At 68.6% G+C, this 14358-nt stretch carries 15 protein-coding genes and 2 tRNA genes; 16 read left to right on the forward strand and 1 reads right to left on the reverse strand.

Going from position 1 to position 14358, the window contains the following annotated elements; genetic code table 11:
- The first annotated feature begins 11 nt into the window (after nt 1-11).
- The 16 genes from KF709_12835 to KF709_12910 all read left to right on the forward strand — a co-directional run bounded on the left by KF709_12835 (nt 12) and on the right by KF709_12910 (nt 13894).
- Complete coding sequence (locus KF709_12835) at nt 12-1163, forward strand: acyl-CoA dehydrogenase family protein (protein ID MBX3175294.1); 1152 nt, start codon at nt 12-14, stop codon at nt 1161-1163.
- Nucleotides 1164-1290: 127 nt separating this feature from the next.
- Entirely contained in the window at nt 1291-2367 is a 1077-nt protein-coding gene (locus tag KF709_12840) for a Glu/Leu/Phe/Val dehydrogenase (GenBank protein MBX3175295.1), read from the forward strand.
- Between the two features lie 47 nt (nt 2368-2414).
- Nucleotides 2415-2888: an RpiB/LacA/LacB family sugar-phosphate isomerase gene (locus tag KF709_12845; protein MBX3175296.1), complete on the forward strand. Its 474-nt coding sequence runs from the start codon at nt 2415-2417 to the stop codon at nt 2886-2888.
- A gap of 44 nt (nt 2889-2932) precedes the next feature.
- The gene (locus tag KF709_12850; GenBank protein ID MBX3175297.1) at nt 2933-4162 is read left to right on the forward strand and encodes a serine hydroxymethyltransferase; all 1230 of its coding nucleotides are present in this window, start codon (nt 2933-2935) and stop codon (nt 4160-4162) included.
- Nucleotides 4163-4240: 78 nt separating this feature from the next.
- The gene (locus tag KF709_12855; protein MBX3175298.1) at nt 4241-4627 is read left to right on the forward strand and encodes a hypothetical protein; all 387 of its coding nucleotides are present in this window, start codon (nt 4241-4243) and stop codon (nt 4625-4627) included.
- Between the two features lie 30 nt (nt 4628-4657).
- Complete coding sequence (locus tag KF709_12860) at nt 4658-6193, forward strand: NAD(P)H-hydrate dehydratase (GenBank protein ID MBX3175299.1); 1536 nt, start codon at nt 4658-4660, stop codon at nt 6191-6193.
- A 43-nt stretch (nt 6194-6236) separates the two neighbouring features.
- Nucleotides 6237-7184 carry a thiamine-phosphate kinase gene (gene thiL, locus KF709_12865; protein ID MBX3175300.1) on the forward strand — a complete coding sequence of 316 codons (948 nt, stop codon included), beginning with the start codon at nt 6237-6239 and terminating at the stop codon, nt 7182-7184.
- The gene (locus KF709_12870; GenBank protein ID MBX3175301.1) at nt 7181-7921 is read left to right on the forward strand and encodes a 1-acyl-sn-glycerol-3-phosphate acyltransferase; all 741 of its coding nucleotides are present in this window, start codon (nt 7181-7183) and stop codon (nt 7919-7921) included. The genes thiL and KF709_12870 overlap by 4 nt, the downstream gene beginning before the upstream one ends.
- A gap of 112 nt (nt 7922-8033) precedes the next feature.
- A complete protein-coding gene (gene eno, locus KF709_12875) occupies nt 8034-9320 on the forward strand; it encodes a phosphopyruvate hydratase (GenBank protein ID MBX3175302.1) in 1287 nt (428 codons plus the stop codon).
- 99 nt (nt 9321-9419) lie between these two features.
- Nucleotides 9420-9776, forward strand: coding sequence for a septum formation initiator family protein (locus tag KF709_12880; GenBank protein MBX3175303.1), 357 nt, complete (start codon nt 9420-9422; stop codon nt 9774-9776).
- A 118-nt stretch (nt 9777-9894) separates the two neighbouring features.
- Nucleotides 9895-9968: transfer RNA gene (locus KF709_12885), tRNA-Met, on the forward strand.
- Nucleotides 9969-10072: 104 nt separating this feature from the next.
- Nucleotides 10073-10146, forward strand: a tRNA-Met gene (locus KF709_12890).
- Nucleotides 10147-10418: 272 nt separating this feature from the next.
- The gene (locus KF709_12895; GenBank protein MBX3175304.1) at nt 10419-11441 is read left to right on the forward strand and encodes an integron integrase; all 1023 of its coding nucleotides are present in this window, start codon (nt 10419-10421) and stop codon (nt 11439-11441) included.
- Nucleotides 11442-11805: 364 nt separating this feature from the next.
- Entirely contained in the window at nt 11806-12135 is a 330-nt protein-coding gene (locus KF709_12900; protein MBX3175305.1) for a hypothetical protein, read from the forward strand.
- Nucleotides 12136-12606: 471 nt separating this feature from the next.
- Entirely contained in the window at nt 12607-13212 is a 606-nt protein-coding gene (locus KF709_12905; GenBank protein ID MBX3175306.1) for a cation transporter, read from the forward strand.
- Nucleotides 13213-13402: 190 nt separating this feature from the next.
- A complete protein-coding gene (locus KF709_12910) occupies nt 13403-13894 on the forward strand; it encodes a hypothetical protein (GenBank protein ID MBX3175307.1) in 492 nt (163 codons plus the stop codon).
- 269 nt (nt 13895-14163) lie between these two features.
- On the opposite strand, the gene KF709_12915 is transcribed toward KF709_12910, so the two are convergent.
- A partial coding sequence (locus tag KF709_12915) for a hypothetical protein (GenBank protein MBX3175308.1) occupies nt 14164-14358 on the reverse strand: 195 nt, incomplete at its 5' end.

A 14358-nucleotide genomic window follows, 5' to 3' on the forward strand; every position in this document is an offset into this window, starting at 1 on the left:
CTTACCGCGGCATCGTCTCGCTGACGGAGGAGCAGCTCGCCATCGTCGAGACGGCCCGCGCCTTTGCCGACGAGCACCTGCGGCCATTCTCCGCGCAGTGGGACCGCGACTCGCACTTCGATCCCACACTGATCACGAAGCTCGGCGAACTCGGCTTCCTCGGCATGCTGCTGCCCGAGGAGTACGGCGGACTGGGGCTGGACCTGCGCACCTACCTGCTGGCGCTCGAGGAGATCGCCAAGGCCGATGCGAGCGCCGCGGTGCTGATGTCCGTGCACAACTCGCTGCCGACGCAGATGATCCTGCACTTCGGCAACGAGCAGCAGAAGCAGCGCTTCCTGCCCAAGCTGGCGCAGGGCGAACTGCTCGGCGTGTTCGCGCTCTCCGAGCCGGACGCCGGCTCCGACGCCGCCAACATGCGCGCGCAGGCGGTGCGCGACGGCGACGACTGGATCCTCAACGGCACGAAGGCCTGGATCTCCGGTGGCACGCACACCGGGGTCTGCGTCGCGATGGTGCGCACCGACAGCCCGGATGCCCGCAAGGGCGCCAAGGGCATCTCCGCCTTCCTCATCACGCCGGACCTGCCGGGCTTCAGCGTGGGCAAGAAGGAGGACAAGATGGGCCTCCGCGCCTCGCCCACGGTGCAGTTGCGCTTCGACAACATGCGCGTGCCCGGCGATCGCCTGCTCGGCGAGGAAGGGCAGGGCTTCATCTACGCACTGCAGTCGCTGGTGCACGGCCGCCTGGGCATCTCCGCGCAGGCCATCGGCATCGCGCAGGCGGCCTTCGACGCCTCGGTGGCCTACGCCAACGAGCGCAAGCAGTTCGGCAAGCCCATCGCCGAGTTCCAGGCGATCCAGTTCAAGCTCGCCGATATGGCCACGCGCATCACGGCGGCACGCTCGTTGCTGCACTCGACGGCACTCGCCGAGGACGCGCTTGTCGCCGGCTATCCGGAAGCCTCGATGTGCAAGCTCTTCGCCTCCGAGACCGCGATGTGGGTCACGACGCAGGCGATCCAGATCTTCGGCGGATACGGCTACGTGAAGGAGTATCCGGTGGAGCGGTACTTCAGGGATGCAAAGGTGACCGAGATCTACGAGGGCACCTCTGAGATTCAGCGGCTCGTTATTGGTAGGGCGGTGACGAGGAAGACGTAGGACGGAGGACGAAGGACGGAAGCAATGGCACCGTGCTTCCGGATTCGCGCTCCGATTCTGCATCCTCCACCGCATCCAGCAGTTCCGCTTTCGTCCTTCGTCCTTCGTCTTTCGTCTTCTCAACCGAATGAAACTCTTCGAGACCATCGCCGCCCTCGGCCACGAACAACTGGTGATTTGCGCGGATGAAGGCGCCGGCTACCGCGGCATCATCGCCATCCACGACACCACGCTCGGCCCCGCGCTCGGCGGCACGCGCTTCTGGAACTACGCCTCCGACGAGGAAGCCATCGTCGACGCCCTGCGCCTCGCGCGCGGCATGACGTACAAGAACGCGGTCGCTGGCCTCAACCTCGGCGGCGGCAAGTCGGTCATCATCGGCGACAACCGCACCACGAACCGCGAGATGATCTTCCGCGCGCACGGACGCTTCGTCGAGTCGCTGGGCGGGCGCTACGTCACGGCCGAGGACGTCGGCACCAGCACGTCCGACATGGACTACGTGCACATGGAGACCGACTACGTCGCGGGTCTCGCCAACAAGTCGGGCGACCCGTCGCCCGTCACCGCGCACGGTGTCTTCCGCGCCATCCAGGCCTCGGCCAAGCAGCGCTGGGGCTCGTCCTCGCTCGAGGGCAAGACCATCACGGTGCAGGGCCTCGGCAACGTCGGCTACTACCTCTCGCGCGAACTGCACGAGGCGGGCGCCAAGCTCATCGTCACCGACATCCGCCCGGAGCGCGTGCAGAAGGTCGTGGACGAGTTCGGCGCCAAGGCCGTCGACGGCAAGGAGATCTTCAGCGCCAAGGCCGACATCTTCGCGCCCTGCGCCCTCGGCGCGATCATCAACGACGAGACCATCCCGCAGCTCAAGGTGGAGATCGTGTGCGGCGGCGCCAACAACCAGCTGCACGAGCCGGACAAGCACGGCCCGGCGCTGGCCAAGCGCGACATCATGTACGCGCCTGATTTCGTAGCCAACGCCGGCGGCGTGATCAACGTCTACGGCGAGGTCGCTGGCTGGACGCGCGAGCGTGCGCTGCGCAAGGCCGACGAGATCTACGACACCATCCTCGGCGTCTATCACATTGGCAAGGAAGAGGGCCTGCTCAGCTACGACGCGGCCGACAAGCTCGCCGAGCGGCGCATCGCCGCGGTGCACGGGATGGTGCGCACTTGGCCGCAGTGGCCGCGGAAGAGCTGAACGTGGCCGAGCGCATCCCCATCGCCTCGGACCACGCGGGGTTCGAGATGAAAGAGCATCTCCGTCGCGCGTTGACGGAGATGGGCTACGACGTGGAGGACCTCGGCACGCACTCGCCGGCCTCCACCGACTATCCCGACTACGCGCACCCGCTGGCCGAGCAGGTGGAGCAGGGCAAGGCCAAGCGCGGCGTGTTGCTCTGTGGGACGGGCCTGGGGATGAGCTACGCGGCGAACCGTCATCCCGGCGTGCGCGCCGCGGTGGTGTGGACGCCGGAGATCGCCTCGCTCGCGCGCAAGCACAACGACGCGAACGTGCTCGTGCTGCCGGCGCGCTTCGTGAGCGAGGAGGATGGCGTGGCCATCCTCAAGACCTGGTTGGACACGGAGTTTGAAGGCGGCCGCCACGGTCGTCGCGTGGAGAAGATCGAGGCAACGGGACACGCGGAGGCAGCGGGCGCGCAGAGCGCGTCGGCATCGCCGACGCAGCGAGACGCGAAGACTTCATCGGAGGCGAAGTGAAGCCAGGCTGGCAGAACTGGGACCGCCGCCTGCCGGGCGCGGCCCTGCAAGGCACCGACCCCGAGATCGCCGCGCTCGTCGCCGAGGAGACCAAGCGACAGAGCGAAGGCCTCGAACTCATCGCCAGCGAGAACTTCGTCTCGCCGGCCGTGCTCGAGGCGATGGGCTCCTCGCTGACCAACAAGTACGCCGAGGGCCTGCCGGGCAGGCGCTACTACGGCGGCTGCGAGGTGGTGGACAAGGTCGAGCAGTTGGCCATCGATCGCGCCAAGCAACTCTTCGGCGCCGACCACGCCAACGTGCAGCCGCACAGCGGCGCGACGGCCAACGCCGCCGTCTACCTCGCCTTCCTCAAGCCCGGCGACACGGTGATGGGCCTCGACCTCTCGCAGGGCGGGCACCTCACGCACGGCTCCCCCGTGAACTTCTCGGGGCTGAACTACAACGCCGTGCACTACGGCGTGAACGATGAAGGCCTCATCGACTACGCCGCGATGCGTGAGACGGCGCGCAAGGAGAAGCCCAAGCTCATCATCGCCGGCTACAGCGCCTACTCGCGCGTGCTCGACTACGAGCAGTTCGCCGCCGCGGCCAAGGAAGTCGGCGCGATCTTCATGGTCGACATGGCGCACTTCGCCGGCCTCGCCGCGACGGGCGTGTACCCGAGCCCGGTCCCGCACGCCGACGTCGTCACCACCACCACGCACAAGACGCTGCGCGGCCCGCGCGGCGGACTCATCCTCTGCAAGGCCGAACACGCCAAGGCCATCGACAAGGCGATGTTCCCCGGCACGCAGGGCGGCCCGCTCGAGCACGTGATCGCAGCGAAAGCCGTCGCCTTCCGCGAGGCGCTGCAGCCCTCGTTCAAGGACTACTGCCGCCAGGTCGTGCTCAACGCGCAGGCCCTGGCCGCCGCGCTGATCGCGCACGGCGTGCACGTCGTCTCCGGCGGCACCGACAACCACCTGATGCTCTGCGACCTGCGCACGCGCAGCGCCGAGCTCACGGGCAAGGTCGCCGAGCAGGCGCTGGACCGCGCCGGCATCACGGTGAACAAGAACACCGTGCCGAAGGAGACGCAGTCGCCCTTCGTGACCAGCGGCATCCGCATCGGCACGCCCGCCGTCACCACGCGCGGGATGAAGGAGCGCGAGATGAAGGAGATCGCCTCGCTCATCGACCGCGTCCTCTCCGCACCCGACGATGCCAGCGTGACGGAAGCCGTGCGCAAGGACGTGCACGCGCTCACCCAGGATTTCCCGCTGTACATTTGACGGCCATGCATCGCTCCATCACTCACCGCCGCTCAATGCGCGGGACAATGCGTCCCGCGCGGCGCACCGCGCCCTCCCGTGCCTGAACTCGCCTTCCGCGACGGGGTGATGGACCGCATTCGCCTGCGCGAATCGCGGTACGACGAGCGTGCGTATCTCTTCGTGCTCGCCGCGCTGGAGTTCGTGCAGCAACGCCTGCCCGAGCGCCGCCACCTGAGCGGCAGCGAACTCGCCGAGGGTTGCCGCGACCTCGCACTCGCGCGCTATGGCGTCCTCGCGCGCACCGTGCTCGAGCACTGGGGCATCACCAGCACCGCCGACTTCGGCGAGGTCGTCTTCACGATGGTGGACACCGGCCTGCTGATGAAGGAGCCCCAGGACACGAAGGACGAATTCATCGGCGTGTTCGATTTCCACGAAGCCTTCGATCGGGCGTATCGCTGGACGACGCCGACCGACGCCTGAGGCGTCGGTCTTTTCCTCGCGAGTGATCCGATGACGGTGCGCGTCACGACAGCAGAGCAGGCCGCGGCCCGCGATGCGGCAGCCATCGCCGGAGGCGTCGACTCCTGGACCCTGATGCAGGCCGCCGGCGAACGCACGGCGCAGCTCATCCTGCAGCGATTCCCCGACGTGCGCACCGGCGGCGCCGTCATCTACGCCGGCAGCGGCAACAACGGCGGCGACGCCTACGTCGTCGCGCGCGTGCTCGCTGAGGCGCGTTGTCCGCTGCGCATCGTCGCTAGCGCAGAGCCGACCACCGACGACGCACGTCGTGCCCGCGACGCCGCGCTGCCACGCGTCGCCGAAGTCAGCGAGCCGCAGCGGCCTGCGGTGATCATCGACGGCCTGCTCGGCGTCGGCACCAAGGGCGAGATCCGCGCCGAACTCGTGCCGCTCATCGCCGCCATCGCCGAATGGCACCAGCAGGGCGCCCGCGTCGTCGCGCTCGACATCCCCAGCGGCATCGACGCCAGTAGCGGCGCCGGCGGCAGCACCGTGCGCGCCGACCTCACCGTCACCTACGGCACCGTCAAGCGCGGCATCCTGCTGCGCCGCGACGAGTGCGGTGAGATTGTCTGCCTCGACATCGGACTCGGCGCCTACGCCCTGCTCGATGACGGCGCGCCGCAGCTGGTTGACGCCGAGTGGGTGCGCGCCGCCGTGCCGCCCATTCCGGCCGACGCGCACAAGGGCGTGCGTCGCCGCCTCGCCATTATCGGGGGCGGGGAAGGGATGGCCGGCGCGCCGATGCTTGCCGCGCGCGGCGCCATGCGCAGCGGCATCGGTATGGTGCAACTGCTCGTGCAGCCCACGAACGTGCCTGTCGTACAGGCCGCATTGCCCGAGACGATGGCCGCGCGCTGGCCCGTGACCGCCGAGGACCAGGATCGCGTGCTGCACTGGGCGCACTGCCTGCTGCTCGGCCCCGGTCTCGGCCGCACCGCGATGACGCGCGCCTTGATCGAGCGCCTGCTCGTCGAGTGGAAGGGCCCCGTCGTGCTCGACGCCGACGCGCTCAACGTCTTCGAAGGCGAGCCGCGCACGCTCGGCTCGCTGCTCGGTGCGCGGCCCGCTGTCGTCACGCCGCACCCGGTGGAAGCCTCGCGATTGCTGCGCCGCGCGAGCACGGACGTGATCGCCGGGCGATTCGGTGTGGAGCTCGAGCTAGCCAAGCAGCTCGGCGCCACGGTTCTATTGAAGGGCGTGCCCACGGTGGTCGCGCATCCGGATGGTCGTGTTGGCGTCAGCGCCGCCGGCAGTCCCACGCTCGGCATGGCGGGCAGCGGCGATGTGCTCGGCGGAATCGTCGCCACGTTGCTCGCGCAGACCGGTGATCCCTTCGCCGCCGCGCTCGCCGGAGCCTGGATCCACGGGCGTGCGGGCGAGCGCGCCGCGGCAACGGGATCAGTGCGGGGCACGTCGTTGGAAGACGTCGTGATGGCCCTGCGCGAAGTCTGGCGATTGGACGACTCGCCGCACGCCGCGCCGATCCTCGCGCAGCTGCCGGCCGCCGGACAGGCGCGATGAGCGCGGATCGCTCCCTGCCGACCCGGCCGATCGAGGCAGCGCGATGAACCACACCCCCCTCGGCCCCGGCGCCGAGTTCGACGCCGTGCGCGCGCTACTCGCCCAGTGGGGCAGCGCCGCCCAGGGCATCGGCGACGATGGCGCCCTACTCGACGTGCCCAGCGGTTCTCGCCTCGTCGTGAGCACCGACACGACGGTCGAGGACGTGCACTTCCGTCGCCCCTGGCTCTCCCCAGAGGAGATCGGCTGGCGCGCCACCATGGCCGCACTTTCCGACCTCGCTGCGATGGGCGCCGCGCCACTCGGCGTCCTGCTCGCGCTCACGCTGCCCGCCAACTGGCGCAACGATCTCTCTGCGCTGGCACACGGCATCGCCGACGCCACGCGCGCGATTGGCGCGCCCATCGTCGGCGGCGATGTCACCGATGGAGATAGACTCGCACTCGCGATCACCGTGCTCGGCCACGCGCAGCAGCCACTCACGCGCGCCGGTGCGCGTGCGGGCGACACGCTCTATGTGACCGGCGCACTCGGCGGACCTGGCGCTGCGCTCGCCGCTTGGGAGCGCGGCGCTTCACCTACCGCACCCCACCGCGACCGCTTCGCCCACCCCGTCGCCCGCATCGAGGCCGGCACCTGGCTCGCCGCCCACGGCGCCCACGCCGCCATCGACATCAGCGACGGACTCGCCGGCGACATCGCCCACCTCGCCGCCGCCAGCGGCGTGCGCTGTGTGCTCGACTTGGGCGCCATCCCCTGCATCGACGGCGTGAGCGTCGACGCCGCACTCGCCAGCGGCGAGGAATACGAGTTGCTCGTCGCCGCTCCGCCGTCACTCGATCTCGAAGCCTTCGCCAAAGCGACCGGCGGACTCAAGCTGACCGCCATCGGCCGCGTCGAGGCCGTCGGCAGCAGCAGCGGCGAAGTCCGCGCCGAGCGCGACGGCCGCCCCGCGCCACTCCCGCGCGCCCACGACCACTTCGCCCGATGATCCGCGCCATCATCGTCTTCTTCACCGTCGCCGTGATGACCGCCGTCTGCGGCGGATGGGTCATCCTCGCCGCCATCTTCCGCATCAAGGACCGCGTCGGCTCCCCCTACGACCGCGCCCCGCGGCTCTGGGCCCGCGGCATCCTCTGGGTCTCCGGCGTCCGCATCGTCGAACACAACGTCGAACGCAAGCGCGGCGACCGCCACATCTTCGTCGTCAACCACGTCGCCAATTACGACGTGCTCGCCGCCGCCGCCAGCTTCCGCTGGATCAAGTTCGTCGCCAAGGCCGAGCTGTTCAAAATCCCGCTCTTCGGCCGCGCCATGCTCGCCGCCGGCATGATCCCCATCGAACGCGCCAACCGAAAGGCTGCGTTTGGCTCCTACTCGCTCGCCACCCAACGCATCGAACTCGGCGCATCCGTCGCTGTCTATCCAGAAGGCACACGCAGCGGCACCTACCCACTCCGTCCGTTCAAGAAGGGCCCCTTCGTGCTCGCCATCCAGGCGCAGGCCCCTGTCGTGCCCGTCCTCGTGCACGGCCAACAGGAAGTGCAACCCAAGGGCCGCTTCTTCGTGCGCCCCGGCACCATGCACATGCACTACCTCGAGGAGATCCCCACCACGGGGATGACCTACGAGGACCGCGATGAACTCGCGCGCCGCACCCACGAATCCATGGCCGCCTGCCTCAAGCAGGAATACGGCGTCGACTCCCCGCCGTTCAAGGGAGCGTGATGTAGGAGGGAAGGCGGCCGGCGCCAGTAATCAGTTCCGCATCCGCCGCCGACACCGCATCCACCCCCGCATCGCCGTTATCTTTCACCTTTCGTCCTCCGTCCTCCGTCCTATGTCTTCTATCATCGCCGTCATCGCCCGCGAGATCCTCGACTCCCGCGGCAACCCCACCGTCGAAGCCGAAGTCGTCCTCGAAGACGGCACCTACGGTCGCGCCGCCGCCCCCAGCGGCGCCTCCACCGGCGAACACGAGGCCAACGAACTCCGCGACGGCGACGCCAAGCGCTACCTCGGCAAGGGCGTCCAGAAGGCCGTCGCCAACGTCGCCAAGCTCATCGAGCCCGAACTCATCGGCCTCGACGTCGTCGATCAGCTCACCATCGACCGCGCGATGATCGACCTCGACGGCACCAAGAACAAGTCCAAGCTCGGCGCCAACGCCATGCTCGCCGTCTCCATGGCCGCCAGCCGCGCCGCCGCCGCCAGCGTCGACCTGCCGCTCTACCGCTACCTCGGCAGCCCGCTCTCGCGCACGCTGCCCGTGCCGCTGATGAACATCCTCAACGGCGGCGCGCACGCGACCAACACGGTGGACTTCCAGGAGTACATGATCGTTCCCGTCGGCGCCGAGTCGTTCAGCGATGCACTGCGCATGGGCGCCGAGGTGTTTCACTCGCTCAAGAAGGTCCTCGTCAAGCGCAAGCTCTCCACTGGCGTCGGCGACGAGGGCGGCTTCGCCCCCGACCTCAAGTCCGATGAGGAAGCCCTCAACGTCGTGATGGAGGCCATCGAAGCCGCCGGCTACAAGCCCGGCGAGCAGATCGCCCTCGCCCTCGACTGCGCGGCGAGCGAACTCTTCTCCAAGGGCAAGTACACCTTCAAGAAGAGCGGCGCTGGCACCAAGACCGCCGACGAGATGGTCGAGCTCTACGCCAAGTGGCTGCGCAAGTATCCCATCGTCTCCATCGAGGACGGCCTCGCCGAGGGCGATTGGACCGGCTGGGGCAAGCTCACGGAGGCCATCGGCGATCGTTGCCAGCTTGTCGGCGATGACCTCTTCGTCACCAACGTCGAGTTCCTCTCCCGCGGCATCGAGGAGGACGTCGCCAACGCCGTGCTCGTGAAGGTCAACCAGATCGGCACCCTCACCGAGACCCTCGAGACCATCGAGATGGCCGACCGCAACGGCTACCGCAGCATCATTTCCCACCGCAGCGGCGAAACCGAAGACACCTTTATCGCCGACCTCGCCGTCGCCACCAACGCCGGGCAGATCAAGACCGGCAGCGCCAGCCGCACGGACCGCGTGGCGAAGTACAACCAGCTGCTGCGGATCGAGGCCGAACTCGGCGCGCACGCCGAGTATCCGGGTGGCGGAATCTATGGGATTGGTGCGTAAGGTCGACGTGATGCGCCGGCGAGAATCCGCGAGCGTTGCAGCCTCGTCGGCGGGCCAGTCCCGCGGAGTGCCTCGGGCATCCGGTTGCGAGGCGGCGGCGTGAGCCCCGCCAAGCGCCCCAGCCGCAGCGGACGCGCCGGACCCACTCGCGGTCCGGCCGCCCCCCGCACGCCCGGCTGGATCGTCGGCCGCGTCGTCATCGCCCTCCTCGCCATCGCCGCCCTCAGCTTCGCCGTGCAGGGCGGGGAGTTCGGCACCGTCGACCTCATTCGCCAGAGCGCGCGGCTGACCGCCGAGCGCGCGGCGGTCGACTCCCTCCAGCAGCGCGTCGATTCCCTCGAAGCCTACAAGACCCTCGTCGAGACCGACCTCGCCACCCAGGAACGCATCGCCCGCGAGGAGTTCGGGATGGTGAAACCGGGCGAGGTGCTGTACCGGTTCGCTGACCCGCAGTAGCGCGCCTCCCGCGCCTCCCGCGCCTCCCGCGCCTCCCGCGCCTCCACCGCGAGGCCCCGCGACACGCCTGCCGTCCCCTTGAAAAACGTGATTTCGCGGCTATTATTCGTCTCACTGACGCGGGGTGGAGCAGCCTGGTAGCTCGTCGGGCTCATAACCCGAAGGTCGCGGGTTCAAATCCCGCCCCCGCTACTGGTACGACTCGAGGCGCCTCTCACGGGGCGCCTCGATTGTTTGTGGGACTTTGAGCCGATTCGCCGGCTCGGTTAGATTTGCAGGACTTTCCAATGAAGTACGGCTGGGTAGCTCAGCTGGTTAGAGCACGGCACTCATAATGCCGGGGTCGCGGGTTCGAGTCCCGCCCCAGCTATCGCATCACAATGACGCCCCCTGCATCGGATCGGTGCAGGGGGCGTTCGCTTGCACGGCGCTCTCGCTCCCTCCCGAGTCCCCCTGCCGCGCCGTGTCCGACGCTCGACGCAGGTCTGTCGTTCCCGCGTAGATGCGGCGGCGCAGGCGATGCGCCGATGACGAGCCCGCGCCACCGCACCCCACAATGGCGGCGTGACCGAACGATCCGACCACACGCCACGCGACGAGATCCGCAGCGACCCCTCGCCCCCGCGCAGCCTCTACGACGCCCTGCGCGACGAACTCGCCGTGCGCCGCTACAGCACCCGCACCTTTGTCGCCTACCGCGGCTGGGTGCGCCACTTCGTCCGCTGGGCCGGCCGCCGCCACCCCCGCGACCTCGGCCGCCACGAAGTCGAGCGCTTCATCACCCACCTCGCCGTCGAACGCAACGTCGCCGCGAACACGCAGAACCAAGCGCTCGCCGCCCTCCTCTTCCTCTACCGCGACGTCCTCAAGCAGCCGATGGGCCCCATCCAGCCCGTCCACGCCAAACGCCCCAAGCGCAAACCCACCGTCCTCTCCATAGACGAAGCTCGCAGCGTCCTCGCCGCGATGGACGGCGTCCCCTGGCTCGTCGCCTCGATCCTCTACGGCGCCGGCCTCCGCGTCGGCGAGGCGATCGCCCTGCGCGTGAAGGACCTCGACCTCGACCGCCGCGAGATCCTCGTCCGCGGCGGCAAGGGCCAGAAGGACCGCCTCACCATGCTCCCCGACATCATCATCCCCGCGCTGCGCCGCCACCTCACGGAAACCCAACGCCGACACCGCCGCTGGCTCCAAGCCAACACAGCGACCGTCGAACTCCCCGGCGCCCTCCATCGCAAACTGCCCAACGCCGCCACGCAGTGGCCCTGGTTCTGGGTCTTCCCCGCCGGCCGCCCCTACGAGATGAAAGGCGACCGCACACACCCCTGGCGTCGCCACCACGTCCACGAGACCGTCATCTCGAGAGCCGTCCAAGACGCCGGCCGCGCCGCCGGGCTGCAGAAGCGGATCACCACCCACACCTTCCGGCACAGCTTCGCGACCCACCTGCTCGAAGCGGGCTACGACATCCGCACCGTCCAAGAGCTCCTCGGCCACTCGGATGTCAGCACGACGATGATCTACACGCACGTACTCAACCGCGGCGGGATGGGGGTGAGGAGTCCGATGGATGCGATGGGGGCGGGTGGGGCTGGTCGCGCGGGCGGCGCGGGCGGCGCGGGCGGCGCGGGCGGCGCGAATCGGCGCGAATCGGCGCGCGAGTAGGGAGCCCCGTAGCTCGCCTGAACCTCGACGCCCGCCGAATCCGCCGCCACGCGGCCCCGATCCTTCGCAGGCCGTCCCTCGCAGACAAGCACCGCACTGGCCCACCGATCACCGAAAGGCCTAGGGCGGTGCGGTGTCTGGGGTTGCGGAGCACGCCGCGGGTCCTCAGCGTACGTGCTTGATGGCGAGAAACTGCAGACAATACCAAGCAGTTACAGATAAACTCGCCAACTAATACACGTTAGCTGGACCGGAGCACTTTCGAGCCATGGGATATAGCCGGCGTCATAGTACGCGACTTGCACTGTTGCTCGCGCCACTGACGACAGTGCCGCTTCTCACGAGTCTGGGAATCGCTTCGGAGTTGCGTGAGCGCTCGCTAGCCGAGGTGTGGCCTGGTTCGCTTCACGCGAGCTTCTTCTTCGCATTCTTCGGTCTGCCGATTGCCTATTTCGTGACGGCCGCGCTTGTGCTCGTCGCTCGTGCACGCGGCGGCTCGCCGGCGGCAATGAGCCCGGGCAAGGTGGTCGCGACGGGCACGGTGGCGGGACTCGTTACGTTCTCTTTCCCTGCAGCGTGGTCGCTCTCGGACCTGACTTTCCTCGCGCCTGTGGGCGCGTATCTCGGAGGCGGCGCGAGCGCGGTCTTCGTGCTCATTCGGGCGAGTGCTCCACCTTCGCAATCGGCCAGCTAACGACGCTTGCAGCTGACGGGCCGCGCTAGGGAAGGCCTGGGCCAAGCGGGCTGGCGCCCGCAGGGCCCAGGCCAGTTTATTGAATGCGTCCGCAGCTGAAGCAAACGTTATGCTGGCGGGAGACAGCTGACTGGCTACGGCTTCCCCGCAGTCGTCGCCCGAACCAACCCGATCGCAAGCGTTCGAGTTGCTAGCCCGCGGAATCTTTGGAAGGGTCCGCTCCGAAGGAACGGCGCGTCAGCCGGTTAGGTGCGCTTCGCGAGTTCGGCGCAGCGCCCGGTGGGCTCGGCGGAGTCGCACGCAACGTCTTGCCGCACAGGGTCTGTTGCCGCCGCAGCATAACGACGCTTGCAGCTGACGGGCCGCGCTAAGGAAGGCCTGGGCCAAGCGGGCTGGCGCCCGCAGGGCCCAGGCCTCTTATTGAACGCGTCCGCAGCTGAAGCAAACGTTATTCGGACTGAGACAGAGGCGTTGAGCAACGAGCATCTGGGACGGCGCGCGCTGGTCACGTTACTAGCGCTGAATGGCGTGATGTTCGTCGTCGAGGTCGCGAGCGGCTGGCAGGCCGAGTCCATGGGGCTCATCGCCGACGGCCTCGATATGGGCGCCGATGCCGCGGTCTACCTGCTGGCCCTGCTCGCCATCGGGGCCACCGCAGCGCGGAAGCTGAGCGCGGCGCGCTTCGCCGGTCGGGTGCAACTCGCGCTCGCAGTGCTCGCCATCCTTGAGCTCGGCCGGCGGGCGATCGTGGGAAGCGCGCCAGAGCCGCCGACCATGGTGGGTGTTTCGCTGATTGCGCTTGCCGTCAATGTGGCCTGCCTCGCCTTGCTGCGGCGGCACCGTCACGGGGAGGTGCACCTCCAGGCCGCCTGGATCTTCTCGGCGACCGACGTGCAGGCGAACCTCGGCGTCCTCCTCGCGGCAGCGCTCGTTGCCGTCCTCGAGTCCCCCGTGCCAGACCTCGTCGTCGGTCTGGTCGTGTGCGGGTTGGTGCTTCGCGGTGCGCTCCGGATCGCGCGCCGGGTTCGCGACGCGGAAGCGCAGGCGCGGGCGAGTGGTCTCGCGCGCGCCGAATAACGACGCTTGCAGCAGATGGCCGTGCGTCGGAGGCGGCGGCGGGGCCGCCGCCTATGGCCTAGGGCAGGGTGTTTGCGGCGGCCCCGCCGCCGCGTCTTATTTGAACGGCCACAGCTGAAGCAAACGTTAGGCTGACCCACCGACATTGATGCGCTTCCTGAGTGAACCGGACTTTGAGCGCGATTGGCGCGTGCTCTACGGCCGCGTGTTCAGCGGCCGAGAAGTTGACGAGCGCCCGTTCCGCGACGACACCTGGACAATGGCGCTCCTCGGTGGCGGTCTCCGGCTGACCGCCGAGGACTTTCTCGGAATCGAAGCCCTAGCCCGCGTTCATGGTGACCACGAGTGCCTTGTTCTGGATCCCGAGTGGAACTTTGAGGATCAGGCCGCGTCGGTGCTGCCTTTGCGTCACTCGGCATGGGACAGCGCGGCAGTCGGGTCGCCGCTCGGCCACGTTGGCCTCCGAATCGTGCCGCCATCGGGGATGTGGGCAGTCGCAATCGACGTCGAGGGGGTAGCGGTGCTCGCCGCCGCATCCTTAGACGCATTCTTCGCAGCGGCGGGGGGCGCGGACGCTGTGCTCTCGCGCTATGCAGCCGACGAATCGACCGTGGGGTTCGGGCCGAAGGGTGTAGCGTTCCGCCGCCGGCTGCGTGAGATGGTTGGAGCACCGGCAGCCTAACGACGCTTGCAGCTGACGGGCCGCGCTAAGGAAGGCCTGGGCCAAGCGGGCTGGCGCCCGCAGGGCCCAGGCCAGTTTATTGAATGCGTCCGCAGCTGAAGCAAACGTTAGCCTGAGCGAGGAGAGGTCGTGGGCAGAGCGGCATTCGAGGCCTCCGTTCCCGCAACGCCATCGGCATTTGTCCTCGAGCTTCACCGCGTGCTGGAAGCTGAGCGTCCTCAGCAACCCATCGACGTGACCCGCCTCGGCACGGTGGTCGAATGCCGGTTTCACGCTGGCGGCGAGGAGTCGCGCACGGTGGTGCGCCTGCACATGGCCGCAAACTCGGCGGGAACCGTGATCACCGCCGAAGCTGGTGCAAGCGAGTACGACCATGAGTTGAGCCAGATGGTCGAGAGGCTGGTGCGAAGGGTCGTAGAAGGGTTCGCGACGCGCAGATAGGCACGCATCGGCGTGCGCCAGGC

This window comes from Gemmatimonadaceae bacterium, assembly GCA_019637445.1.
Taxonomy (GTDB): domain Bacteria; phylum Gemmatimonadota; class Gemmatimonadetes; order Gemmatimonadales; family Gemmatimonadaceae; genus Pseudogemmatithrix.

Coding starts and splice junctions, on each gene's coding strand:
- KF709_12840 (MBX3175295.1), top strand. CDS start 1,291: ATGAAACTCTTCGAGACCATCGCCGCCCTCGGCCACGAACAACTGGTG.
- KF709_12845 (MBX3175296.1), top strand. CDS start 2,415: ATGAAAGAGCATCTCCGTCGCGCGTTGACGGAGATGGGCTACGACGTG.
- KF709_12860 (MBX3175299.1), top strand. CDS start 4,658: ATGACGGTGCGCGTCACGACAGCAGAGCAGGCCGCGGCCCGCGATGCG.
- thiL (MBX3175300.1), top strand. CDS start 6,237: ATGAACCACACCCCCCTCGGCCCCGGCGCCGAGTTCGACGCCGTGCGC.
- KF709_12870 (MBX3175301.1), top strand. CDS start 7,181: ATGATCCGCGCCATCATCGTCTTCTTCACCGTCGCCGTGATGACCGCC.
- eno (MBX3175302.1), top strand. CDS start 8,034: ATGTCTTCTATCATCGCCGTCATCGCCCGCGAGATCCTCGACTCCCGC.